This is a genomic window from Streptomyces sp. NPDC002825 (genome assembly GCF_040295385.1).
Taxonomy (GTDB): domain Bacteria; phylum Actinomycetota; class Actinomycetes; order Streptomycetales; family Streptomycetaceae; genus Streptomyces.
Genome location: NZ_JBEOVH010000002.1, coordinates 216,103 through 240,536 on the forward strand (window position 1 = coordinate 216,103; position 24,434 = coordinate 240,536).

Consider the following 24,434-nt stretch of genomic DNA (forward strand, 5'->3'; position numbering starts at 1 on the left):
CATGAACAACTCCGTAGGAAACGCGGCCCGGCTGCTCTGGGCGGGCCTGCGCATGCTGCTCGTGCTCACCGTCGTGACCGGGATCATCTATCCGCTCGTCGTCACGGGGATCGCGCAGGGCCTGTTCAACGACAAGGCCAACGGTTCGATCGTGAAGGTGGAGGGCAAGGAGGTCGGCTCCGAGCTGATCGGCCAGAGCTGGGACCTGCCGAAGAAGAACCCGGACGACGAGAACGAGGTCGCCCAGCCGGACCCGAAGTGGTTCCAGCCCCGGCCCTCCAACAGCGGGTACAACGCGCTGGCGACCGGCTCCAACCAGCTCGGCGCCTCCGACGAGAAGCTGACCAAGATGGTCGGCGACACCAAGAAGGCCGTGGCCGCGTTCAACGGCGTGCCGGAGTCCGAGGTCCCCAAGGACGCGGTCACCGGCTCGGCGTCCGCGATCGACCCGCACATCTCCCCGGAGTACGCGGAGATCCAGGTCAAGCGCGTCGCCAAGGCCAACGGCCTCAGCGAGCAGCAGGTCGCCCAGCTGGTTGAGGAGCACACCGAGGGCCGCACCGCCGGCTTCCTCGGCGAGCCCCACGTCAACGTCCTCAAGCTCAACCTGGCCCTCAAGGAGCTGACCAAGAACTGATGGTCTTAAGCGTGACGAACGGGAGCCGGCCGGCCATGGCGTGTCCAGGGCTCGCCGGCTCCCGCCGCGCACCGGGCGCGGTCCCGAGGAACGACGAGAGGAAGGCAGCACGCCATGACCCGGGTGCTGGTGGTAGAGGACGACGAGCAGCTCGCCCGGGCTCTGGTCATCAACTTGCAGGCACGTCGGTACGTCGTGGACGTCGCAGCCGACGGGGCGACGGCGCTCACGCTCGTGGCCACGGAACAGCCCGACGCGATCATCCTCGATCTGGGCCTGCCGGACATGGACGGCATCGACGTCATCAAGGCGCTGCGGAGCTGGAGCGGTGCCCCTGTCCTGGTGCTTTCCGCGCGCAGCGGCTCCGCGGACAAGATCCGCGCGCTGGACGCGGGCGCGGACGACTACATGACCAAGCCGTTCAGCATGGACGAACTCCTCGCCCGGTTGCGCGCGGCCACCCGGAGACTGGCGGCCGTCTCGCAGCCCGCCCCGGTCACGCAGATCGTGTCCACCGAGGAGTTCACGGTCGACCTGTCGGCGAAGAAGGTGAGCCGCGCGGGGCGTGACGTACGGCTGACACCGACCGAGTGGCATCTGCTGGAAATCCTCATCTGCAACCCCGGGCGGTTGATCAGCCAGCGCCAGCTGCTCCAGGAGGTCTGGGGCCCCAGCTACAGCGGCAAGACCAACTACCTCCGGGTCTACATGGCGCAGCTGCGGCGCAAACTGGAACGCGACCCCTCGCACCCCCGCTATCTGATCACCGAACCCGGCATGGGCTACCGCTTCGAGGCGTGACCCGGTCCGCCCTCCCTCGCAGAAAAGGCATCACACAACACCATGGGACGCGGAAAACTCCGGATCTACCTCGGCGCGGCACCGGGCGTCGGCAAGACGTACGCGATGCTGTCCGAAGGCCACCGACGTGTCGAGCGGGGCACGGACTGTGTCGTCGCCTTCGTCGAGCACCACAGCCGGCCGCGTACGGAGGTGATGCTGCACGGCCTTGAGGTGATCGCGCGCCGGGAGATCGAGTACCGCGGCACCACCTTCACCGAGATGGACGTCGACGCGGTCCTCGCGCGCAGGCCCGCCGTCGCGCTCGTCGACGAGCTGCCCCACACCAACGTCCCCGGCTCGCGCAACACCAAGCGCTGGCAGGACGTCGAGGAACTCCTCGCCGCAGGCATCGACGTCATATCCACGGTCAACATCCAGCACCTGGAGTCCCTCGGCGACGTCGTCGAGTCGATCACGGGCATCCGTCAGAAGGAGACCGTCCCGGACGAGATCGTCCGGCGCGCCGACCAGATCGAACTGGTCGACATGTCGCCGCAGGCGCTGCGCCGCCGCATGGCCCACGGCAACATCTACAAGTCGGACAAGGTCGACGCGGCCCTGTCCAACTACTTCCGCCCGGGCAACCTCACCGCCCTGCGGGAGCTGGCCCTCCTGTGGACGGCCGACCGGGTCGACGAGTACCTCCAGGAGTACCGGACCGAGCACCGCGTCTCCAAGATCTGGGGCTCCCGCGAACGCATCGTCGTCGGCCTCACCGGCGGACCCGAGGGCCGCACCCTCATCCGCCGTGCCGTCCGGCTCGCGGAGAAGGGCGCCGGCGGCGAGGTCCTCGCCGTCTACATCTCCCGCAGCGACGGCCTTACCGCCGCCTCTCCGAAGGAACTCGCCGTCCAGCGCACGCTCGTCGAGGACCTCGGCGGAACGTTCCACCACGTCATCGGCGACGACATCCCGACCGCGCTCCTGGAATTCGCGCGAGGCGTCAACGCCACCCAGATCGTCATGGGTGTGAGCCGCCGCCGCTCCTGGCAGTACGCCTTCAGCCCCGGCGTCAGTGCCACCGTCGCCCGCGAGTCGGGCCCCGACCTTGACGTCCATATCGTCACCCACGACGAGGCGGCCAAGGGCCGGGGGCTGCCCGTCGCCCGCCGGGCCCGCCTCGGCCGCTCCCGGACCATCTGGGGCTGGCTCACCGGCATCGCGGGCCCCGTCCTGCTCACCCTGCTGCTCAGCAGCGCCGTTCCCGACCTCGGTCTGGCCAACGACGTCCTGCTCTTCCTCACCCTCACCGTCGCCGCCGCGCTGCTCGGCGGCCTGCGGCCGGCCCTCGCCTCCGCGGCTGTGGGCTCCCTGCTTCTGAACTGGTTCTTCACCCCGCCGGTCCACGAGCTCACGATCGCCGACCCGCGCAACATCGTCGCCCTGGTGGTCTTCGTCGGCGTGGCGATCTCCGTCGCCTCCGTGGTGGACCTGGCCGCCCGCCGCACCCATCAGGCCGCCCGGCTGCGAGCGGAGGCGGAGACCCTCTCCTTCCTCGCCGGCAGTGTGCTGCGGGGCGAGACGGGCTTGGAGGACCTCCTCGAACGTCTCCGGGAGACGTTCGCCATGGACTCGGTCGCGCTCCTGGAGCGCGTGGACGAGAACGAGCCCTGGGCTTGCGTCGCCGGGGTCGGGTCCCGGCCCGGCGCCCGGCCCGAGGACGCGGACGTGGACATGCCGGTCGGTGACCACCTCGCCCTCGCCCTGACCGGCCGGGTCCTGCCGGCCGAGGACCGGCGGGTGCTCGGCGCGTTCGCCGCGCAGGCCGCGGTGGTGCTGGAACGGCAGCGGCTCGTCGACGAGGCTGAGGAGGCCCGCAAGCAGGCCGAGGGCAACAAGATCCGCACCTCGCTGCTCGCCGCCGTCAGCCATGACCTGCGTACCCCGCTCGCCGGCATCAAGGCGTCCGTGACCTCCCTGCGCTCGGACGACGTCGAGTGGTCCGAGGAGGACCGGGCCGAACTCCTCGCCGGTATCGAGCACGGCGCCGACCGGCTGGACCACCTCGTCGGCAACCTGCTGGACGTCTCCCGGCTGGAGACCGGGACGGTCACCGCGGTCATCCGGGAGACCGACCTGGACGAGGTCGTCCCCATGGCGCTCGGCGGCGTCCCCGAGGAAAGCGTGGAGCTGGACATCCCGGAGACCCTTCCGATGGTCGCCGTGGACAGGGGCCTGCTTGAGCGGGCGGTGGCCAACATCGTGGAGAACGCCGTCAAGTACAGCCCCGACGGCGAACCTGTCCTCGTGGCGGCCAGTGCCATCTCCGACCGGGTCGAACTCCGGGTCGTGGATCGCGGCCCCGGTGTTCCCGACGAGGCCAAGGACCGCATCTTCGGTGCCTTCCAGCGCTATGGCGACGCCCCGCGCGGGGAGGGCGTGGGCCTGGGCCTCGCGGTGGCCCGCGGCTTCGTCGAATCCATGGGCGGCACGCTGACCGTCGAGGACACCCCCGGCGGCGGTCTGACCATGGTGCTCAGCCTGCGGACGGCGGACGGCCTACCCCTGGCGCTCCCGGAGCTCTCCGGCGAGAAGACGACCTGAGGCGCCGGCCCCCGGGCTAGACGCGGTCAGCCGCCCTCAGGGAGTGCCCCTGCGACCTCCAGGTCGAGCTCGCAGGGGTACTCCCGCCCCTCCCGCAGAAAGGTGAGGCGGACGGTAAGCACGCGAGCGGAGTCGGCGACGGCGGGCTGCCCGGTGATCGTGCCGTCCGTGTGGCCGCCGTCTTCACTCAGGCCGTACGCCCCGCCCCAGTCGACGTACTCGTTGCCGGCGTCGTCGTGGGCCTCAAGCGCCAGCAGGACGAGTGACTCGCCGTCGTCTCCCTCCGGCAGGGGCGGCGTGACCGTGTAGCGGACGGTGAACGATTCCTGCTCCAGGGACAGGCCGTCGACGACGAGTTCGTGGCGGTCGTCGAGGATGCGGGCGGCGGGACGGGGCGTACGGCTGTTCATGGGGTGCTCACGCGCTTCCGGGCTTGGAGACCTGGCAGGTGATGTAGCGGTCGGCGGCGGAGTTGGGCCTGGAGCCCTTCAGGAACCAGTAGAAGGTCAGCTTGTTGCCGGTGGCGATGGTGCCGGAGCCGCCGCCGACGTACTGGTACTTGTTCATGCTGCCGTGGAAGTTGTACGTGCTGATGGCGGTGTGCGGACCGTACGGCGGGTTGATCGCCTTGCCGTTGACGTACGCGTACGGCATCGTCACCGTGACCGGCGAACCCAGGTTCGCGCGCGCCGTGTTGGACAGCTTGAAGCCCCAGGCGAGAGTGCCGCCCGACGCGCGCTGGAAGGTGACGGTGGACACGGCGTGCGTCCAGGTGCCGGTGCACAGCTTGTTCGCCGACGTCCGGACGTGAACTTCCTCCGCACGCTCGCGGGCCAGCTCCTCCACGGTCGCCGCGTCCTTCGGTGTCACCTGGGTGAGGAACCCGCCGCCGTTGTCGGACGGCTCGTCCGCCGCGGAGGCGGGCGCGGTGGCCGTGGTCAGCAGGACGGCGCCGGCGGCGGCCAGCGCCGCCAGGGTCTTCTTCATGGATCTCCCCCCTTGCTCGAGGTGCGTCACAACCGCGGTTGGTCAGACCGCTGTTCGCGTGACGTCGCGTTCGCGGCAGCAGTCTTGCCGAATGATCGCCGCGACGGCAACGGGCAGAGCGTATGAATTCCGTCAGGAAGAGGACGTACGGGTGAAGTCGGGCTTCACCGAAGCCGCGTGCCCCGGCCCGCCGATGCCCAGCCCCGCCCGTCGGCCCCGGCGTCGGAGATCCGTCGCAGCTCGTGCGGCTCCGTCGCGGTTACGCGGTGCGGCTGCGCGGCGTCCGGTGTCCTGCTGACGTCCAGCGGCACGAGCCGCCGTTAGGGTCCGACGTATGACTTTCGCTCGTTCCGTCGCCCTGTTCGTCGTCGCCGCCTTGTTCGAGATCGGCGGCGCGTGGCTGGTCTGGCAGGGCATCCGCGAGCACAAGGGCTGGGTCTGGATCGGCGCCGGCGTCGTCGCCCTCGGTCTGTACGGGGTGGTGGCGACCTGGCAGCACGACGAGAACTTCGGCCGCATCCTCGCCGCGTACGGCGGGATCTTCGTAGCCGGGTCGATCGCCTGGGGCATGGTCGCCGACGGCTACCGCCCCGACCGCTGGGACGTGATCGGGGCCCTGGTCTGCCTCACGGGGATGGCCGTGATCATGTACGCGCCGCGCGGTCGCTGATCGGCTCGGCGCATCGGAGCCGTTAACTGACCGGTCAGGGCGGGTGGTTGGCCCGTTACCGGGCTGGATGCCCAGTGGCCGCAGCTGGTGTGCGCCGTCGGAGCAGCCAGCGGCGCAGTTCGTCGGCGCCCCATACCAGGAAGGGGAAGGGGACGACGAGGGCGAGCATGGCGGGGGTGAGTGCGGCGGTGCCCAGCAGGTCCTGGAAGGGCGGGGCGTAGATGAACACGGCGGCCAGGGTGAGTTCGAAGGCGATGCCCCACAGCAGCAGGGGGTTGGTGAACACGCCGATGGAGCGCAGGGAGGCGTGGTCGGTGCGGGCGGCGAAGGCGGTGCCGACTTGTCCGGCGACCATTCCCAGGAACGTCATGGTGGTCGCCTGGCGGTAGGCGTGGTGAAGGGGCGTGCCAGGGCCGGTGGGGTCGCCGGGGTGCCAGCCTGCGTGGATCAGGACGGCGAAGAACCCGGCCATCTGCAGCACGGCGCAGATGACGCCGAGGAAGAGCCAGGCGCGCAGCAGCATCGGGCGGCGGATGACGCCTTCGGAGCGTGGGCGGGGCGGGCGGTCCATCAGGCCGGGCTCGGCGCGCTCGCGGCCCAGGGCGAGGGCGGGCAGGGTTTCGGTGCCGACGTCGAAGGCAAGGAGCTGCATCACGGTCAGGGGCAGCGGGATCGCCCCGCCGCCCAGGGCGAACACGAGGAAGGGTGTGACCTCGGGGGTGGTGTGGGCGAAGATGTAGCAGATGAACTTGCGGATGTTGTCGTAGGTCCGCCGCCCGGCTCGTACGGCCGCGACGATGGTGGCGAAGTTGTCGTCGGTGAGCACCATGGTGGCCGCTTCGCGCGCGACGTCGGTGCCCGAACGGCCCATGGCCACGCCGATGTCGGCGCGGCGCAGGGAGGGCGCGTCGTTGACCCCGTCTCCGGTCATGGCGACCGTGTGGCCCTCGGCGCGCAGTGCGTCGGCGATCCGCAGTTTGGCCTCGGGTGAGCTGCGGGCGAAGATCAGCTCGCCGCCGTGTCGCAGCAGCCGGTCGAGGTCGTCCTCACTCATCCGGTCGAGCTCTTCGCCGGTGACCACTGTCGGGTGTTCGCCGCCGAGGCCGACCTGGTGGGCGATCGCCGCGGCGGTCAGGGCGTGGTCGCCGGTCACGATGATGACGCGTATGCCGGCGCTGTGGCAGTGGGCGACGGCTTCGGCGACCTCGGGGCGCGGGGGGTCGGCCATGGCCGCCAGGCCGATCAGGGTCAGATCCCGTTCGGTTTCTGCGCGGGTTTCGGGCAGTGCGGAGAGTTCCAGGCGGCGCTCGGCCAGGGCCAGGACCCTCAGTCCCTGCCGGGCAAGGGCCTCCACCCGCTCTTCCACCCGACGGCGCACGTGGTCGGTGAGCGGCTGTGCGCTCCCGTCTGTCCCCAGGATGCGGCTGCACCGTGGCACCACCGCCTCGGGTGCGCCCTTGGTGTCGGCCCATGTCCCGTGATCACGCTCGTCCACGGTGGACATCAGCTTGAGTACCGGATCGAAGTGGAACTGCCGGCGACGGCCCTGCTCGCGCTCCGAGGCGCTGATGCCGTGGCCGAGACGGTCGGCGGCCTCCAGCAGAGCAAGCTCGGTGGGGTCTCCGATGGAGACGTCGTCGGCGGTGCCGGGTTGCGCGTTGTTGCACCGGGACATGACCGCCGCGAGAGAACGCAGCGCCGGATCGTCCCGCTCGCCCCGCGGTGCGGCGGCGTCGGGGAGCTGCTCGTCCCCGGCGGCGGTCCACACCCTGGCGACGTGCATGCGGTTCTCCGTCAGGGTGCCGGTCTTGTCGGTGCAGATCACATCCGCGGATCCCAGCGTCTCCACCGCGCTGAGCCGCTTGACGACGGCCCCGCGCCGCACCAGCTCGCGCACCCCGAGCGCCAGCGCCAGGGTGATCACCGGCAGCAGCCCCTCGGGCACGTTGCCCACCAGCAGGCCGACGGCGAACACCACCGCGTCGTGGAAGGCCAGCTTCGCCCCGAACACCGCTATCGGAAGGAACGCCAGGCCGGTGACCACCGCGATCAGCGCGATCAGCCACGCCACGCGCCTGACCTGGCTCTCCAGCGGGCTGATCTCGCGTTCGACCCGCTCGGACAGCGCGGCGATCCGGCCCAGCTCGGTGTGCATGCCGGTGGCGAAGACCAGCGCCCGCCCCTCGCCCTCCGTACAGGCGGTGCCGCTGAACACCAGGTCCCGGGCCTGCAACCACGGCACCCGCACATCGGTCAGGTCCGCGGACCGGTAGGCGGGCATCGACTCGCCGGTCAGCGCCGACAGGTCGACCTCGACCCCGCCCGCGACCAGCCGTGCGTCGGCCGAGATCCGGTCCCCCTCCTCGACCATCAGCACATCCCCGGGCACCAGGTCGACCGCGTCGACCACCTGCTCCTGCCCGTCCCGCAGGACCTTCGCCCGCTCCGGCAGATACGCCGCCAACGCCTCCACCGCACGCTCGGCCTGTCTCTCCTGCACGAACGCGAACGCGGCGTTGACCACGATCACCACCACGACGGCCAGCGCCACCGGGACGATCCCCGCCCACCAGGCCAGCAGCGCCGCCGCCCACAGCAGCAGCGCGAGCGGATGGGTGACCTGCCGCGCCAGCTCCCCGGGCCAGCGCCGCCCACCGCGGCGGCGCAGCGCGTTCGGCCCGTAGTGCACCAGCCGTCGGGACGCCTCCCGCGACGTGAGCCCCTCCCGCGTACTGCGCAGGTCCCGCAGCAGCAGCTCCACCCGCTCCTCCGGGTCCAGCCCACCCAAGGCCGGCTCCGACGCCCCGAGCTCCCCGGGCACGACGCCTCACCCCGAAGTCAGGACGCGGCGCAGGCGGCCAGGGAGCCGCCGAGCGGATGTCTCGTGCCGCATCGCCACCACCTCGCCGCGGTTCCGGATCACCCACCTCCAGCGTGCGCGCCCCTCCCCGCCACCGCGAATCACGCCTGCCGTGCAGACCTGGCGCGCCCCTGCACGAGCGCGAGCGGTCATACCGTGCGGCCCGTCGATCGGGGTTCCACCCGCTCCCACTCGCGGCCCCACCGGACGAGCCGGCGCCGGTCGAGTGCGAGGTGAACGGTCTTCCGGGTCACGACGGCAGCAAAGCCCGTGCCGGCCGCGGCAGCGATGCCGCTGGCCAGGGAGGCGGACAGGGGGACCTCCGGGCGGATGGGAGGCGAGGCGACGCGTCCTTGGGCGTCGAGCCAGATCTGCACCTGCTCGCCTTCCCGCTGCCCCGCAGCCACTCGCGCGACCATCCTGTGGCTGCCCCCGTTGCCAGCCCACTCCACCGGCACCCGCGCGCCATCCGAACGCGAGCTGCCGTGCTGGTCGGCATCGACGAGCAACCGCGCGGTGACGGCGTGGCGTGAGGCGAGCTGGGCACTGCGGACCTCTGCGTAGTGCTCGAAGGCGGCGTTGGCCGCGAACCAGGAAGCGAGCGGTACGGCGACTGCGGTGAGGATCCACAGCAGCCGCACCAGCCACTGCTCCAGCCGGTCCGACGGCCGCTCCAGCCGATCGCCCGGCGCACGCCGATCTCGTCTCTCCCGCACCCCCGCAGGGCAGATCCTCCAAAGTCCGAACGCCCACATGACGACGCTCACCTTCCCTCGGTCGGTGCCCACCTCCCATTTCCGCACAGAACGCCCCTTCCGGCATGGGCCGCACAGTCCTCAGTCGTGCGCTCACTGGCCCCGGTGCACTGCCGGCACCAGACGCTTCGCTCGGGGCTGCGGATCGGATCTCGCCGGCCGCCGACCGCGGTGGGGGAGAGCCCTACTGAGAGCGGTGCCGTGGGCGACGAGGACCCGTTCGGCCGTGTCGCGCGGGGTACGAGTGAGGATCCGGCGTCGTCAACCCAGCCGTCACGGTGGTGCCCTCGGGAGTATGGGGTGGGACAGCGACCTTTCCGGTACGGGCGTGCCGTCGGGGGCGTGCCACTTGGCGTCGGCGGGCGCGGGGGGTGTCTGGAACCGGCTCGCAGCCGACATGCCGCCGGCGCGGGTGAGGGTCGTGGCCGTGGCCAGTCCGGGCGCCGCGCCATCCTCGGTGTAGCGGTTGCCTGCCACACCCGTCAACATGTGAACGCCCGAGCCCACGGGCGCGGCACTACGCAGCGTAACCACGTCAAGGGCGAACACGAGCCGGGGCGTGGGGGTCCCATGGCAACCTGCGCAGTGATTCGGGGGCGCCGGCTGGCGCAGTGTTCCTGAGTTCTGCCGGTGCGGTCGGAGGATGGGAAGCGGTGTGGCGAACGCCTAACGGCCCCCGATCGAGCGGGATCGAAGGGGGACGTAGCCGGATGGAATCGGATGGATATGTCCGGCCCTTCGGCATCGTCGCAGGTGAGACGCGTCACTGAAATGGGTTCGAGTCCCACCCGCCCCACCACAGCCCGTGGCGCCAGGAAGCATTCCCCTGCGGTCGCGGGCTTTCGGTCGTCTATGGTGTCCTGCCCGTGATCAGCGTCGCCGGGTGACCCGCCCGGGGCAGGTAGATGGCCCACCAGGCGTGCTTCGATGCGGGCATCCACCTGCGCGACCAACTCGGCAGGTGCCTCGAAGGGGTTACAGAGGGCTATCGAGTCGATCGCCGAGCACCCTCATGTGCATGGCGGTGTTGCGATCCTTGGCCGCTCACGAGGGTAGCCGCCACTTCCACGGTGACCGGGATCTCAACTGCCCGACCTGCCGCTCCGGGGGTGGACCCCTAGGTTTTTCCCGTGCTGGATCGGTGCTGGATAATCTGACACCTCATCACCTGTCGTCACCCCTTGTCATCCGTACCGCGCTGGATCGGTGCTGGATACCGGCGAGGCCCCCGTGCTGGTTCGTGCGTTGCGGCTCTGCGGGGAGGGGAGCGGAGCGGTCGAATGGCGCGCGCTCACACTTTCTTCACGGCTCTGTAGCCCCTCGCGGAAACAAACCTGCACCTGCCCGACGTTGTTGATCTCCTGGCCGAGGAGGGGAAGGTGTCGGGTCTGAAGCTGTTCCACACGACGAAAAGCGGCGTGACCGAGGTCATGCCGCGTCTTGCTGAGGTCGAGGCGGATGTGCAGGGCCTCGTCGAGGCGCACATGGAAACGTTGCTATGCGTCACGTTCCTCGCGAGCGAGTACGTGATCGACTGCGTGGAGGGAGGGCGGATCGACGCCCTGGGGATCGACGAGAACGGGGCACCCGTAGTCGTCGAATTCAAGCGCGGCACTGCGGCCGGCGTGGTCAATCAGGGCCTCTACTACGTGGCGTGGCTGATGGCGCACAAGGACGCCTTCCGGAACCTGGTCCGCGGCCGGCTCGGGGCCTCGGCCGCGTCCCAGATCCTGTGGAGCAGTCCCAGGCTGATCTGCGTAGCGGGTGACTTCACCCGCTACGACGCGCACGCCGTGCGCGAGCACCGGCGCAGCATCGACCTGGTCCGCTACCGGTATTTCGGCAGCGAGCACATCGGCCTTGAGACGGTGGCCTCGGTCACAGGGGCCTCGGTCGGTACCAAGCGGGCCCGCAGGCGCGCGGTCGGGCTGTCGTCGGTCGGGAGGCGGGACGGAGCGATGGCGGAGCTGGCCGAGGCGGTCGACGAGGCGCTGCTCGGCATCGGGGACGGCGTCACCCGGGTCCAGCGCAAGCAGTATGCCGCCTACCAGCGGTTGCGGAACTTCGCCTGTGTCTGCCCGCCCCAGCAGACCAAGCTCCTCGTCTACCTCAAGGCCGACCTCAAGAAGGTCGACCTGGTTCCCGGGTTTACCCGGGACGTGACGGGGCTCGGCCACCACGGCACGGGCGACCTGGAGGTGCAGTTGCGCACCCCGAAGGACGTGGAGCGGGCCCAGGATCTGTTCCGTGCGAGCTACGCGGCAGCGTGATCGCTTGACGGCACCTTGGCCATGAGCGTTTCGCGCTTGGTCTGTGGTCGTCTGGGTGGTGCCTTTCGACGTACGGGCAGGTCGTGGCGGTGGACTATCAATGATGCGGCGGATCGCCGGTTTGGCTAACCGGCGATCCCGCGCTATGTCGCCCCGCTCTGACGCGCCGGTGATCAGCGTGCGCGGCTGAGTGAGGGGCCGGCCGGGGTCGCCGGAGTGGCTGGCGGCGTGGTGCCGAGGTTCGTCCTGAGTTCGCGGGCGGTGGCCGGGGGGTGACGGGTGCCGGTTCGGTGGGCGAGGCTTTCGGAGAGGTCGGCCAGCAGCGAGCTGGGGGTGTGCGGGGATGCTGTGAGGGTCCAGGTGGCGTGGGCGAGGCTCGGACCGGCCCAGACCGTCCAGGTGGCGAGCACTTGGTTCGGATGCTGGGCGGCGAAGGCATCGAACTGGACCCCGGCGTCTGCGCCGGGTGATGTCCAGTGGATCCAGCGCCCGTCCACGGTGTGCTTCCATCCGGCGTCGGCGAGGGGTTTCGTGGCGGCGCTGACGGTCTTCTCATCCACTGGAGCACCGACAGCCGTGTCCCACCCGTCGCCGTCGGCTAGGTGGTCCAGCAGCCCCTGCAGCACGGGGGCGGGAGTTGCGCCAGTCGCGGTGAGATGCCACATGCGGTCCGAGACGGGCGTCTCGTACGCGGCCACGGTCCAGGCGGTCTCGCGCGGGTGGCCTTCGTGGATGCGTTCGATGCGCAGGGTCTGGGATTCGTGGATGGCGTGGGTGGTGTGGTCTGACCAGGTTCTCCACTTTTCCCAGTCGCCGTGCGTGTTGAGGAATTCGTTGAGCAGGGCGTCGTGGTCGCCGGCGTCGGCGGCGTAGGCGGGCACGGTCTCCGGTCCCGGGCTCGGAGGCTCGGGCTCGGGCTCGGAGGCCGGTGTGTCGAGTGATGTCCGGGCTTCGGCGGCGGCGCGCTCGGTGTCGGTCATCGGGGCGGGGCCTGGGCGCATGGTGTCGCCGTGGAACTTCTCGAAGGAGACGAGAGCTTGGGCGGGTGAGCCGAAGGTGTCGGCGATCTGCCGCAGGTGGTTCTCGCCGTGAAGGTAGACGCTCTTGCCGGTATCGAGGTAGGTCCCGACCGCGACGGTGGTGTGGCTGTCCTGGGCGTGGGCGTGGATGAGGAGGCGACCGTGGCGGATGTCGTCGTAGATCTTCTGGGCCTTGTCGGAGAACTCCCGGATCTCGGTGCGAGTGCACCAGGGCATCGGGTGGTTGGCCCACGTCCATTCTTCGTCGATCGCTTCTCGGAGCCGGGGCGTGATCTCGACGGTGATCCCGTCGGCGGCCAGTTGCTGGGCGGCTTTCTCGGCCCAGTAGGGCTCCTCGTGATCGATGCGCGCCAGGACCAGGGTGTTCTCGGCCACGACGTGCCAGTCGGCGGCCTCCAGACCAAGGTGAGGGATGTGGGCCTGGGGTCCGGTGAGGGTGGCGGTCACGGCGCTGGGGTGGGTGGGATGGGTGTCGAGGCGGACGTGCGCGTCGACGGATTGGGGTGCCACTGAGACGTGCTCATTTCTGCCGGCGGCCGGACCATGGGGTCGGCCGCCGGCGGCCTTGGGTCAGCGGGAGATGCGTGCGGCGGGTGGAGCCGTGGTCGGCGGACCGGCCCGGGGCGCAGCTGTGGCCCTGGTGCGCGCGGGCCTCTTCGTCGGTGCGGGTGAGGTGGCGTGCTGCCACCGGGTGCGTACGGCGGACAGGTCGGCGAGGGCGCGGCGGCTGCCGACGACGAGCTGGTACGGCGTGGTGGCCGGGTCGTCGGTGCATGCCTCGATGCGCCGGCCGATGTGGTGGGCGGTTGCGAGGACGGAGCGCTGGAGGATGCGCTCGCCCCAGTGCTCCGGGGATCCGGCTGGCACGGCGAGGAGGTCGAGCAGCTCCCTCGGCTCGGTCCCCGGGTTCAGAAGGCCGTGCTGTTGTGCCTCCCACAGGACGGCTATGGGGTCGACGGGGGTGCCGCGCCGCGTCAGGGTGGTCAGGCACTGCCACAGCCCGGCGTGCAGCGGGTGCGTGAAGTCGCCGGGGGTCAGCCACCTCATCTGGTCGACGCTGCCCGGGTACGCGGTCGCGGTCGCGAGCAGCAGTCGTTCCTCGTCGACCGCTTCTTCGTCGTGGGGTACGGCGAGCGACGGTGCGTGGGTGCGGGGCAGGGAGCCGGAGTGCGCCGGGAAGCGGGCGGCGATGTCGTCCACCACGGCGGCGAGGGCATCGGCTTCGGCGAGGGTCGCGGCCACGCGCTGAGGGAGTGAGGTGTCCCCGGCGGTCTGCATGACTCGCTGGGCGGCGGCGCCCAGACGGCGCCGTGAGTGCTCGGCCTCGACCATCCGCGCGTACGCGGGCGCGTGCCGTGGCCACGGGCAGACCTGGATCAGGCTGTGCAGGTAGGAGGCGGTCAGCCCGCGCGCCTGGTCGCGGGCGGCGGCGAGCACCTGGTTGAGCCAAATCGTGTTCTTCGCGTGCTCGGCCGGGTCGGGGGCGGGCAGGGACCGGATCGCTGCGAACAGGGCGGCGTGCGCGGCGGCGGAGAACGAGTCCGGGGCGATCCCGGTCACACTGCCGAGACGCTGCGGTTCGAGGAGGAGCGCGCCGAGGAGGGCCTGCTCGACGTAGAACACCGGGTGCGGCGGCTGGCTGGTGTCGAGGCCGTCCTCGACGGGGTCGGGGGTGCGGGGCATCAAGCGGCCAGGGTGAAGTCGTCGGGGTTTACGGAAACGCCGAGGTGCGGGGCGAGGAGGTGGCCGGCGAGCAACGGGGGAACCGCGTTGCCGATCTGGCTGAAGACCTGGCCCTTGTTGCCGGCCCAGGGATAGTCGGCGGGAAAGGTCTGCAGGATGCCAGCCTCGCGGGCGGTGATCCGGATCGGCTCCGGCGCGATCGGGGTCGCCGTGTCCTCCGGCTGAGCCGAGGCCGGCTCGGCGACCCAGGTGCATTCGTTCGCGCGGTGCCCGAAGAACAGCGTCCCCGCCGGCTCGGACAGCGGCCGGACCGTGGCGTTGGCCTGGTTGTTGCTCCGCAGGGACCAAGCCCAGCGGTGCGCCTCGGACGTGAAGGTGGGCGCCGGGCGGTCGGCACCCCTGTTCTCGCGGGTGCCGTGCCGGGCCGCCCACCCCGCGCCCTCACGGCGGGACTGCAGCACGACACCGCCAGGGCGGGGTGTCCAGGTTCCGCGCTCGCGGGCGTTGACGAGGGTCTTGCGGGAACCGGACGGAAACGGCTCGGGCCCTCCACCGGGTCCGCCGCCGGCGCAGACGGTGGGAACGGGCCGGTCGGTGGCACCCCAGCCCAGGGCCTCGGCCATGCTGACCCAGCGGGCACGGCCCGGACCGAACAAGCTCTCGGGCTCGGCTGCTTGGGCGTGCGTCGGGACAGGCGGCTGGGCCGTGCGGACCCGGGAGGCCAGGAGGATCGCTCGCCTTCTCGTCTGCGGTACGCCGTAGTCGGCCGCATTCAGGATCCCGCACCACACGGAGAACCCCCAGCCACGCAGCACGGCGGCGTACTGCTTCCACAGAGGAAGGACGTCCGGCACCTCCTCCATGGCGACCCACTCCGGCTCGCCGACCGTGTTCAGGGCGTGGAGGTAGCGCATGGGCTCGGCGGCCAGCAGAGAACGCTCGTCCCGGCAGGCAGTGAGCAGCCTCTCGCGGGTGTCGCGGCCGGCGGCGAGATTCTCGACCGCCTCATGTACGAGCGGCTGGTCCACAAGGCCGAGGCGTTTGCCGGCCATGCTCCATGCCTGGCACGGAGGAGATGCGATCAGCCCGCGCGTCCGGCCGGCCCACGGCCATGCCGGATACATCGCCACATCGGTACGGATCGTCAACTGCCCGGCGGCGGCACGGGTCTTGCAGGCCCACTCGTCCCATTCCAGGCCGACGTCCCGCACACCGAGCACAGCCAGCGCCCGGCTCCAGCCACCCGGACCCGCGAACAGATCCAGAACCAGTCCCTTCACGCAGTGAGTCCGAAGTCGTCCTGCACCGCCTCCACTTCACCCCGGCACGCCCAGGGTGAGCAGCCGTCCGCGATGCCCTGCTCCAGCTCGTCCGTGTCGGCGAGGTCTGTCTGTCGAGCGGCCCACTCGGCGGCGGTGACGTGGTCGATCGGGGCCTGATCAAGCGGGACCCGCGAGCGGTGCAGGAACGCCTCACCCAGCAGCCTGTTGCCGCTGGCGTTGGCGCGGGCGTTCCCCTTCCGGATCGCCGCGTCGAAGGCGACGACGTCCGCCCACTCCGCGGGAGAGCGATCGCGGATATTCCGCCACTGCGCATTTCCGTGAAATGGGCACCCCAGGCAACTCGACTTCGGCGTGTTAGCGAGGCCGAGCGAGGTCAGGTATCGCACGCAGTCGGCCCTGCTCCAGGATATGTCGAGAAGAGGGTGCCGGTTGCGCATGTACTTCACGTCCGCATCCTTCGCCCGATGGAACTCATCGGTCGAGATTCCTATCCACTGCTCAATGAAGGTGTCCTTCGGGATGCGGGTCGGGTAGGGGTATCCGAGCAGTTCGCGAACCTTCTGCTTTATCGGTTTAACCCTATATTCCCCGGTACATTGGCACCGGGTCATTCCAGGTCGCCCGTCCTGATTGAGGATGTGGAGCGGCATGGATGCGAATCGGATATCCGGGTTCAGGGCGTCGTTGCAGATATTTCCAGCCGAAACTCTGAGTACGGTGATTCCGGCGGGTTCGGCGATCTCTTCTTTCAGTCGGTCAAGGTGTGCATAGACTGCTCTGGGTTCCCATCCGGTGTCGGCGAAGATTGCGTAGTCGACCTTGGGGAGAACACCTTCGGCTGACAGGGCAAGGAGGGTGCTGGATTGGACTCCGGCGCCGAGAGAGAGGGCGCGGAATCGAGGCTGATCTGAAATGGGCTGTCCTGGGTTTAGGGAATGTGGGAGGGTGCGTCGCAGCGGGAGATGCGCTCGCTGACCAGCTGTGCGTGGCGCAGGGGCAACGCGTGGGTGGCGTCCGGGACGATGTCCAGCTGGGCGCTGGGCAGGCAGGCGGCAAGGCGGCTGGTCTGCTCGGGCGGGATGTGGGCGTCGAGGCTTCCGGCGAGGAGGTGGACCCGGCTGCCGAGCTGCCGCAGCGCACCGGGGTCGGGCTGCTGGTCGGCGAGGTCGTGCCACAGGGCGGCGATGTCGCCGGTCGCCATGGTGTGAAGGCCCTGTCGGCACGGTAGCGGCCCTGCACCGGACTCCGGGTGGGCGTGGGGACGCAAGGCCCACTGGCTGGTGGTGGGAAGACGCCGCCGGACGGCGTCGAGCAGGGACGGCGCGTGCGTGCACGCGGACACGAGAAGGCTGCGGGCCAGGGCGAGGAACGAGTGGGCAAGGCCGGTGCCGGTGCGTGTGCTGATGCCGCCGTAAGGGGGCGAGATGAGCACGAGCCCGCGAATGCGGGGCGCGAAACGAGGGTGGCGCGCGACCAGGCGCATCAGCGTCATCGCTCCCATGGAATGGCCGGCGAGCACGAGCGGTCCTTGCGGCGCTGTCGTATCGAGAACCTGGGCGAGGTCGTCGGCCAGCTGGTTGAGGCTCAGGGTGGCGGTGCCGCGGGTGGAGTAGCCGTGCGCGCGGTGGTCGTAGCGCACGACGCGCATGCCTTCATGGAGCAGGAGCGGTACGTGAGAGCGCCACAGGGCAGCGGTGACTGAGAGGCCGTGCACGAGGACTGCCGTCACGGGTGCTTGGGCAGGACCGTCGACGTGGGTGCTGAGCCGGGCACCGTCCGGGAGTCGTATCGCTCTCATGCTGCGGTCCCGAAGTCGGTCTGCCGCGGTGCGTGCTTGGCGACGGCCCGCTTGGTGATGCCGTCGGAGGCCCTCTTGGACGCGGCGGAGAGTTCGGCGGCGCCGGGCTCCAGGTACCACGGGCGCAGGTCGAGCATCGCGGCGCGCATGCCGGTGGCGAAGCACAGAGCAGTGCCCTTGGGCAGGGCTCGGATCGCGTCGGCGGGGAGGATCCGCTCCTGCCGCATCGACACGGAGGTCGACGTGCCGGACTCCGAATGCGAGGTGGAGGTGGTCTCGACGTCGTGGTCGCCGATCAGGCGGGACAGCTTGTCGGCGAAGTCCGGGTCGTCGATGCCGGATCCGATGACCTTGACGGTGGAGGCGGACCACATGGCGTCCATGCCCGCGTCCCCCCACACTTTCTGGCCCTGCCGGTAGGACTGGAGGATCGTGATCGGGATGATCCCGCGTGACCCGAGGTGGGAGTAGAGGTCGGGGAGGTCGCTGATTTTGCACACGTTGGCGGCCTCGTCGAGGATCGCCAGCATCGGCGGGTCGAGACGTCCGCCGGCGCGCTCGGCCTGGGCGGTCGCGGCGCCCATTACCGAGTCCGCGCACGCGGCGATCAGTGCGGAGGCTCCACCACCGCCGTCCTTCGACAGCAGGAACAGTGTGTCGGTGGAGGTGACGAAGTCGGCCGGGCGGAACTCTGCGGCGTCCTTCTGGGGGGTGACCCAGGCGGCTATCTGCGAGTTGAGGAGGGCTGCGGCGTACTGGCGGGCGGTCTCGTAGATGCCGTCGCGGGTCTCCGGCGGGCCTTCGACGGTGCCTTTGAGCTGGGCGGCGACGGCGGCGAAGCCGTGGTCGCGCAGGATGTCGAGCGGGGCGCGGTCGGCTGGGAAGGCCAGCCACTGCATGACGTCGGTGATCGGCCGTTCGTCGAGCGCCGCGGCGAGGAACAACTGGCTGAGGATGTTGGATCCTGCCTTGGACCAGAAGTCGCCCTGCTGGCTGCCGTCCACGGAGGCAGCGAGGAAGTGACCGGCCAACCGCCCGGCGCCATCCAGCGTCTTGGCGTCGGCGAGGGGGTTCCACCACATCGTCCGCTCGGCGTGGGCGATTTGCTGCGGGTCCATCGACCACACCCGCCCCACCTGGGACCGGGCGTCGTAGCACGCGGTGTAGGCGTCGCCGGCGGCCTTGTTGGAGGTGAGCAGGACAGGGCCGGGCGCGTTGAGGACGGAGGGGATCGCCAAGCTGGTGGTCTTGCCCGAGCGGGGCGCCATGATGGCGACGGCCACGTCTTCGTAGCCCATGCGCACCTCGTGCCGGCTGCCCTGCAGGTTGCCGAGCAGGATGCCGGTGTCCTTCGCGTCGATGTGCTTGGCAGTCTTCAGGCTGGGGCGCAGGGAGCGGGCTTTGTCGGTGATGGCCTTGGCCATCAGCGGTTCGATGTCCTGGGCCTTGGCCATGCCGGTGATCTTCTTCCGGCCGGCGCTGCGGTTCTTGTGCCGGGCCCACAGGACGCCTGCCGCAGCCCCGAGAACCAGGAGGAGGACGACGGGAACGACGCGGGCTCCGATGAGCAGGGACGTTTCTCCCACGTCGGGCCAGAGCTGCTCTGGGTGCAGGAGGGCGGCAGCCGGCTGATAGGGAGCCGGGTCGGTTCCAGTGAGGTGGGCGGTGATGTTGCCGGACAACCAGGCGAGGTGGGACAGGGGGACGGCCACGGCGAGCACCACGAGGAGGAGGCGCAGGACGAAGTCGTAACCGTCGATGGAGCTGTTGGAGGAAGGGGGCAATGGGCTGTGTGCTTCCGGGCGGGGGCGGAGGGCTCAGCGGCTGCGACCGCTTTTGGGCGGCGACCAGGGCGGGCAGCTGGGGCTTGCCGGCGGGGCCGTACGGCGTCCGGCAAGAGACTCGACGCGGTCTTCGAGGGCGTAGGCGACGTGGACGGCGTGCACGTCTGTGGTCTGACGCGTGACGATGCTCGGATCCCGGGTCGGGAGGCCGAGCGAGCCGTGGGTGCGCGGCACAGGACGGGGGTCGGCGAGTGCGGTGGTGAACGCGGTGACCAGGTGGGCGGGGGTGTGCTCGCCGAAGCGGGCCTGCCACACCGGGCGGTCACGGCCCAGCGTGGCCGTGACGAACCAGGCACCGGGTTCCTCCGTGCTGCCGAGTCGCTGGACGTACGCGGTGCCGTCGGGTGAGACGGACCCCGGTGCGCCGACGGAGGGTGCCCAGGCCATCTTCCGGAGGGGCTCGTACGGGTCGGCTGGTGCGCTCGCGGCCGGGGCCGGACCGGTGAGGGTGTCGGTGACGGCGGCGATGAGTTCGACCGGGGTACGGGCGCCGAAGCTGGCGTACCAGGCGGGCCGGTCCGGCTCGGCGGCGTGGTGCAGGGTCCACCACTGGCCGTCGGGGTCGGGCTCCAGTCTCAGGAGGGCCTTCTGGTCGGGGCTCGAGAGCAGGACGCGCGGCATCAGGGGGTCGTCGCCGTAACTCCAGCCGCAGGCGCGGTGGAGAGGGACGGTGATCCAGGCGGGGTCGCCGCCGCCGGCGAGGTGGCGCGGGGTGATGAAGTCGATCTCGACGGTCTCAGGGGCTGGGGGCATGCTCATCTCCGTGCCGAGGTGTGCCGGCTGGGTGCGGCGGTCGGGTGTGGTGTGGGGGCCAGAGGTGAAGGGGCTCGGCGGGCTGCGGAGTTGATCTCGCTGAGTGCCTTGCCGTGGGTGGCCCAGTCGTCGAGGTAGCTCCACGATTCGGCGTGATGCTCAGCGAGGGCGTCGTCGTATGCGGGGGTGCCGGGCTTGGCGGCGGGAGGGAGGGCGTCGCGGGTCTGCAGCCACTGCTCGTGCAGTTCGTCGAGCCGGTCGAGCGCGTGGTGCAGGACGCCCAACTGGTAGACCCAGCGGCCCTGAACGCTGCGTTCCGGTAGGCGGCCCAGCTGCGTCTCGGCCGTGGCGAGCAGGTGGCGGGCGCCGTCCCGGAGCGGCTCGAACGCTTCGGCGGTGTGGGCGTCACGCTGGCTGGCGCGCATGCCGTAGGCGTGGTCGTCGTGGGGCCAGCCGTCGAGGTCGGTGTGCTCGTCGGAGTAGGCGTCCCAGGCGTCCAGGATCTTCTTGCTGTCCTTCAGGTAGCGGTTGAGGTGACGAAGCAGAGCGTGGTGGGCGCGGTGGGCGGAGGAAATCGGGGAAGGCTCCTGTCGGTTCAGCGGCGAGGTGCGGGTTGAGTGGTAGCGGACCGCGCCGGTGGTATGGGGGACTTGGTCTGCCGGTGGGCGGCCTGGGCCTGGCTGCGGAGGGCCTTGACGCGGGTGAGGTACGCGTCGACCGTCTGCTGCGGGGTGAGCGGGCTGGGTTCCTGGACGACGCCGTGGTGGGCGGTGCGGTCGAACATGCCGCGCTGCAGCGGTGTGGTGTCGGCGAGCGCGGTGGCGAAGGCGGTCACGAGATGCTCGGGAGTAGCGTCGTCGAGGAAGGCGTGCCACAGGCGAGGGCCACGGACGAAGGCGTCGAGGCTGTCGCGGACTTCGATGTGCCAGGCCACCCGGCCCGCCTCGCGCCAGGACACTGTGCCGCGGCCCTGCGCTGGGCGGCGCTCCACCCTGCATCCCGGCGGGTTGGAGTCGGCGGCACCGCGGCCGTCGATGAGCCATCCCGCGGCTTCCAGTACGGGCAGCGTGCTGGTCGGCTCGGCGGGCGGAGGAGCGACGAGGGCGTCGGTCAGGCTGGCGAGCACCTCGGCGGGGACGAACGCGCCGAACTCGGCATACCAGCCAGGCTCGGTGTCGGTGGGCTCGGCCCGCAGCCGCCACCACGCGGAGGTGGCGGACTGCGGGTCGAACTGGAGGCGGTGGCGGTGATCGGGACTGCGCAGGACGATCTCGGCACTCAGCGGGTCGGATATGCGGGTCCATCCGGCGGCGGCCAGACCATGGGTGACGTGACGGGCGTCCCCAGGACCGGCGAGGTGGCGGGGACTGGTGTCGAACGGGATCTGCCCGCCGTGCTTGTCGGCGAAGGCGGCGAGCTGCCGCTCGCTCAGCGGCACCGGCCGCACTCCGGCTCGCCCTCGGCACCACTGCCGTACAGATCTCGGAGGCCGTCGAGCACGCCGTGGAGGGAGTGCTGGTCGGCCTGCTCCCATGCGGCGGCGCGCAGCTCGGCGATCAACAGGTCGCCGGCCAGGGTGCGGGGGACGTCCGGGTGGTCCTGGAGGGCGCGGGCGAGCGCGCGCAGGGTGTCGGCGAACTGGACCGGCAGACCGGTGTACTCATCCAGGAGGGGCTCGACGAGGGCGAACACCTCTTCCGGGTCGGGGTTCTCGCGCAGGTAGTCGGTGAGGCGGGAGAGGGTTTCGGTCGCGGTGCGGATGGTGTCCGCGGTGAGCGGGAGCATGGGGTTCCTCGGGACGGTGGTGGGCAAGTGGTCAGCGGCGGGTCCGGGCGCCGCCCGCGGGGGTGTAGGGGCGGGCGGTGGTGCGCGGCCGGGCGCTCTTGGCGCTGTTGCGGGCCCAGGTGGCGGCGCGGGCGGCCGTGATCCGGGCCTGCTGCCACGCGCTGAGCTGGGAGGGCTTGACCGAGACCGACCAGGTACGGATCTGTGCGCTCGGCGGTACGTGTCCGCGCGGGCGCATCACGGGCTCGGGGTTGGCGAGTTCGGCCGAGAAGGCTTGCACCAAGTGCATCGGCGTGGTCGGGGAGAAGTTCGCGGTCCAGCCGTTGCCCTGGCGGTCCTTCGCGCCGGTCCACCACATCGCCTCGCCGTCGGGGCTCTGGTGGTACTGCATCCACGCGGTGCCGTCGGGGCTGGTCGCGGTGTAGTGCCCACCCTCGAAGCGCGTGTGCCAGTTCTGCTCCTGCAGTGGGGCCCAGACGTTGGGGGCGTGCGCGGAGCGTGGAAGGGTGAGGGCGTCGGTGAGGCCGGCGATGATCTCCCCCGGGGTCTGCCGGCCCAGGTGTGCCGACCACTCGTCGTTGCGGCCGGTCGCGGCGCCGTGGATGGTCCATCCGCCGGGCTGGACGTAGGGGTCGTAGGAGATACGGACGGTGCGGTCCGGACTCTGCATGGCCAGGGGACCGCCGGTCTTGGAGTGGTCCCGCCATTCTGAGGCGCGCAGGAACTCGGAGACGTGGCGGACGTCGCCGCCGCCTGCCAGCGCGCGGGGCTCGACGAGGTAGTGCTGTTCGGCCTGCTCGCCCGGCCCCCAGCCCTGCCACGTCTGCTTCATCGGTGCCGCCGGATGACGAGAGGGGCGGGCGGGGGCTTCGCCGCTGTTGCGGTGGGCTGGGCGCCGACGCGCCGAAGGGTGGCGCGGTGTTCGTCCAGGTCTGCACCGATGGCATCGAGGTCGTTGGTGGCCCGGCCGAGGGCGAGCCACACCTCGGCCGGCAGCGCGCCCCGCTCGGCCTGCGTCTTCGCGAACGTGCTGCTGACGGACATGAGGCCGGTGACGCCGTTGAGCAGTCCGTCGTCCGGGTCGAGGACGTGAGCGATGACCTGCACTGCTTCGTGGGGCGGGAGCTGGGCGAGGTGGTCGGTCAGCAGGCCGAGATGTCGGGCGATCTCGTCGGCCAGCCTCACTGGGTAGGGGACGGAGTGGGACATGCTCCTCCGGGTCGGTGGACGGTCAGTGGTGGTGTCGGTGGCCGACGCGTTGGGTCTCGGCGAGGACGGCCTCCGGGCGGGCGCCAGCCAGCGGGGAGACCTGGTCGGGGCCGGTCGGGATACAAGCGCGCAGGTAGCGGCGGAACAGGGCGGTCGCGAGTCGGGGCTTGAGCAGGGAGGTGATCGGTGGGGGCGTACGGGGTGCTACGGGTTTCTCCGGGAGTCGGGCGGGGCTGGGCGGGCGGCCCCAGCTGGGTGCCGGGGCCGCACGAAGCGTCTTACGGGGTGCGCCGGGCTGGTGCGGGGCGCGAGGAGGATGGGGCCGGTGCCGGGTTGCGCGGCGAGGGGTGGGCCGTGCGGGCGCGGGCCTCGTACGCGGCTTGCTGGAAGGCGGCTTCGTCGAAGACGTCGGGACTGCAGTTGACCTTGTATCCGGCCAGGTGCAGGGCGGGGAGGGCGCGGCTCGCCAGGCGCCTTTGCTCGTCTGCGGCGAGGTCGTCGGGCACGGTGTGCCAGATGTAGAGGGGCGCACCGACGGGGTACTCGTGGCGCTTCAGCCCGAGTCGTTCCAGCAGGTCGTGAAGCGCGGTGGGGGCGCCGGTGGGGGTGTCAGCGTGGATGGTGGTGGTCAACGGCTTGACGTAGAACTCCACGTCCGTGCCGTATTCGTCGGCCAGATTGGCCATGAGCCTCTCTTCGGGGTCAACGGTGGCGGGCGGTCGGCGTCCGGGCGCCGACCGGGGCGGGGGCTGCGGGCGCCGGGGCCGAAGTGGGCGCGGTCCGGCCGGCCGGGTGCTGGAGCGCCGTGCCGATGCCGAGCGCGTCGAGCTGCGGTCCGATCGCACGCAGGGCGCGGGCCTGGGCCCGGGTGTCATCCGCGGTGAGACGGTAGATGCCGCTCTGCGGGTCCTGGACGAATCCGTTCGCTTCCAGGACGGCGCCAGCTCCCTCGCCGACGGGGGCGGTGGCGATGCTGCCGTCGGGCTGCCAGGTCAGGACGAGACGGTCCGGCTGGGAGGGCTGCAGACCACCCAGGGCGTTGTCCCGGACCTGGGCGAGGGCGCTGTCGTAACGGACGAGCAGGTCGCCAGCGACCTGCTCGGCGCTCAGGAACGGGTCGTCGGCCAGAGCGATGCCGTTGGGCTCGAAGACGGCGCGGTACGCCTCGTCGGGCAGGGCGCGGGGGGCGACGGCGGCGACGAGGAAGCTGTCGCGCTCGTCGTGCCGCTCGAGCACGACGAGCTGGGCGCCGTCCGGGCGGCTCAGGACGGCTGCCTGCCGCAGCGGGTGCTCGGCGAGGGAGGCAGCGACCAAGTCCAGGTCCCAGATGCGATCGGCGAGATCGGCGAGATCGTCCTTGGCGCCCGGCGGGAGGTAGGAGCTGGTCCACGTGTCGGGCAGTTCGCCGGCGAGGACATCGGCGTACGAGGCGAGGCGCTCGGAGGTGTCGTGGTGGTGCATGGTGTCCTTGGG

At 70.9% G+C, this 24,434-nt stretch carries 23 protein-coding genes; 5 read left to right on the forward strand and 18 right to left on the reverse strand.

The genetic code is table 11. The features are described from left to right. The first annotated feature begins 1 nt into the window (after position 1). The 3 genes from kdpC (at position 2) to ABT041_RS03355 (ending at position 4,024) form a co-directional block, all read left to right on the forward strand. Positions 2-637, forward strand: a complete 636-nt coding sequence (kdpC, locus tag ABT041_RS03345) for a potassium-transporting ATPase subunit KdpC (RefSeq protein ID WP_351178187.1) — start codon at positions 2-4, stop codon at positions 635-637. A 114-nt stretch (positions 638-751) separates the two neighbouring features. Beyond that, positions 752-1,438 carry a response regulator gene (locus tag ABT041_RS03350; protein ID WP_351178190.1) on the forward strand — a complete coding sequence of 229 codons (687 nt, stop codon included), beginning with the start codon at positions 752-754 and terminating at the stop codon, positions 1,436-1,438. Positions 1,439-1,480: 42 nt separating this feature from the next. Continuing rightward, on the forward strand, positions 1,481-4,024 hold the full coding sequence (locus ABT041_RS03355) for a DUF4118 domain-containing protein (protein WP_351178193.1): 2,544 nt from the start codon (positions 1,481-1,483) through the stop codon (positions 4,022-4,024). A gap of 26 nt (positions 4,025-4,050) precedes the next feature. On the opposite strand, the gene ABT041_RS03360 is transcribed toward ABT041_RS03355, so the two are convergent. Both ABT041_RS03360 and ABT041_RS03365 read right to left on the reverse strand, forming a co-directional pair. Next, entirely contained in the window at positions 4,051-4,434 is a 384-nt protein-coding gene (locus tag ABT041_RS03360; protein WP_351178196.1) for a hypothetical protein, read from the reverse strand. Between the two features lie 7 nt (positions 4,435-4,441). Then, positions 4,442-5,011 (reverse strand): hypothetical protein, encoded by a 570-nt coding sequence (locus tag ABT041_RS03365; protein ID WP_351178199.1) that lies wholly within the window; start codon positions 5,009-5,011, stop codon positions 4,442-4,444. A gap of 334 nt (positions 5,012-5,345) precedes the next feature. Between ABT041_RS03365 and ABT041_RS03370 the strand changes: the two genes are divergently transcribed. Continuing rightward, positions 5,346-5,681: a YnfA family protein gene (locus ABT041_RS03370; RefSeq protein ID WP_351178202.1), complete on the forward strand. Its 336-nt coding sequence runs from the start codon at positions 5,346-5,348 to the stop codon at positions 5,679-5,681. Positions 5,682-5,736: 55 nt separating this feature from the next. On the opposite strand, the gene ABT041_RS03375 is transcribed toward ABT041_RS03370, so the two are convergent. Both ABT041_RS03375 and ABT041_RS03380 read right to left on the reverse strand, forming a co-directional pair. Continuing rightward, positions 5,737-8,469, reverse strand: a complete 2,733-nt coding sequence (locus ABT041_RS03375) for a cation-translocating P-type ATPase (protein ID WP_351178205.1) — start codon at positions 8,467-8,469, stop codon at positions 5,737-5,739. A gap of 221 nt (positions 8,470-8,690) precedes the next feature. Next, positions 8,691-9,308: an Rv1733c family protein gene (locus tag ABT041_RS03380; protein ID WP_351178208.1), complete on the reverse strand. Its 618-nt coding sequence runs from the start codon at positions 9,306-9,308 to the stop codon at positions 8,691-8,693. Between the two features lie 1,367 nt (positions 9,309-10,675). Here ABT041_RS03380 and ABT041_RS03385 point away from each other — a divergent pair. Beyond that, on the forward strand, positions 10,676-11,566 hold the full coding sequence (locus ABT041_RS03385) for a DUF5655 domain-containing protein (protein WP_351178211.1): 891 nt from the start codon (positions 10,676-10,678) through the stop codon (positions 11,564-11,566). A 173-nt stretch (positions 11,567-11,739) separates the two neighbouring features. On the opposite strand, the gene ABT041_RS03390 is transcribed toward ABT041_RS03385, so the two are convergent. The 14 genes from ABT041_RS03390 to ABT041_RS03455 form a co-directional block, all read right to left on the reverse strand. Continuing rightward, a complete protein-coding gene (locus ABT041_RS03390; RefSeq protein ID WP_351178214.1) occupies positions 11,740-13,116 on the reverse strand; it encodes an SPDY domain-containing protein in 1,377 nt (458 codons plus the stop codon). Positions 13,117-13,176: 60 nt separating this feature from the next. After that, positions 13,177-14,289 carry a DnaB-like helicase N-terminal domain-containing protein gene (locus ABT041_RS03395; protein WP_351178839.1) on the reverse strand — a complete coding sequence of 371 codons (1,113 nt, stop codon included), beginning with the start codon at positions 14,287-14,289 and terminating at the stop codon, positions 13,177-13,179. Continuing rightward, positions 14,289-15,560, reverse strand: coding sequence for a DNA cytosine methyltransferase (locus ABT041_RS03400; RefSeq protein ID WP_351178842.1), 1,272 nt, complete (start codon positions 15,558-15,560; stop codon positions 14,289-14,291). Before ABT041_RS03400 ends, ABT041_RS03395 begins: the two co-directional genes overlap by 1 nt. A 5-nt stretch (positions 15,561-15,565) precedes the next feature. Further along, positions 15,566-16,486, reverse strand: coding sequence for an adenine nucleotide alpha hydrolase family protein (locus ABT041_RS03405; protein WP_351178844.1), 921 nt, complete (start codon positions 16,484-16,486; stop codon positions 15,566-15,568). Between the two features lie 14 nt (positions 16,487-16,500). After that, positions 16,501-17,370 (reverse strand): alpha/beta fold hydrolase, encoded by an 870-nt coding sequence (locus ABT041_RS03410; RefSeq protein ID WP_351178217.1) that lies wholly within the window; start codon positions 17,368-17,370, stop codon positions 16,501-16,503. Next, positions 17,367-19,154 (reverse strand): type IV secretory system conjugative DNA transfer family protein, encoded by a 1,788-nt coding sequence (locus ABT041_RS03415; protein WP_351178220.1) that lies wholly within the window; start codon positions 19,152-19,154, stop codon positions 17,367-17,369. Before ABT041_RS03415 ends, ABT041_RS03410 begins: the two co-directional genes overlap by 4 nt. 33 nt (positions 19,155-19,187) lie before the next feature. After that, positions 19,188-19,967, reverse strand: a complete 780-nt coding sequence (locus tag ABT041_RS03420; RefSeq protein WP_351178223.1) for an SPDY domain-containing protein — start codon at positions 19,965-19,967, stop codon at positions 19,188-19,190. A gap of 2 nt (positions 19,968-19,969) precedes the next feature. After that, positions 19,970-20,392, reverse strand: a complete 423-nt coding sequence (locus ABT041_RS03425) for a hypothetical protein (protein WP_351178226.1) — start codon at positions 20,390-20,392, stop codon at positions 19,970-19,972. Between the two features lie 170 nt (positions 20,393-20,562). After that, the gene (locus ABT041_RS03430) at positions 20,563-21,405 is read right to left on the reverse strand and encodes an SPDY domain-containing protein (protein WP_351178229.1); all 843 of its coding nucleotides are present in this window, start codon (positions 21,403-21,405) and stop codon (positions 20,563-20,565) included. After that, positions 21,396-21,752, reverse strand: coding sequence for a hypothetical protein (locus ABT041_RS03435; protein ID WP_351178232.1), 357 nt, complete (start codon positions 21,750-21,752; stop codon positions 21,396-21,398). Before ABT041_RS03435 ends, ABT041_RS03430 begins: the two co-directional genes overlap by 10 nt. A 31-nt stretch (positions 21,753-21,783) precedes the next feature. Next, positions 21,784-22,584 carry an SPDY domain-containing protein gene (locus ABT041_RS03440; RefSeq protein ID WP_351178235.1) on the reverse strand — a complete coding sequence of 267 codons (801 nt, stop codon included), beginning with the start codon at positions 22,582-22,584 and terminating at the stop codon, positions 21,784-21,786. Further along, entirely contained in the window at positions 22,581-22,961 is a 381-nt protein-coding gene (locus tag ABT041_RS03445; protein WP_351178238.1) for a hypothetical protein, read from the reverse strand. The genes ABT041_RS03440 and ABT041_RS03445 overlap by 4 nt, the downstream gene beginning before the upstream one ends. Before the next feature lie 278 nt (positions 22,962-23,239). Further along, positions 23,240-23,647 (reverse strand): hypothetical protein, encoded by a 408-nt coding sequence (locus tag ABT041_RS03450; RefSeq protein ID WP_351178241.1) that lies wholly within the window; start codon positions 23,645-23,647, stop codon positions 23,240-23,242. A 16-nt stretch (positions 23,648-23,663) separates the two neighbouring features. After that, positions 23,664-24,422 (reverse strand): hypothetical protein, encoded by a 759-nt coding sequence (locus ABT041_RS03455; RefSeq protein WP_351178847.1) that lies wholly within the window; start codon positions 24,420-24,422, stop codon positions 23,664-23,666. Between the last annotated feature and the right edge of the window lie 12 nt (positions 24,423-24,434).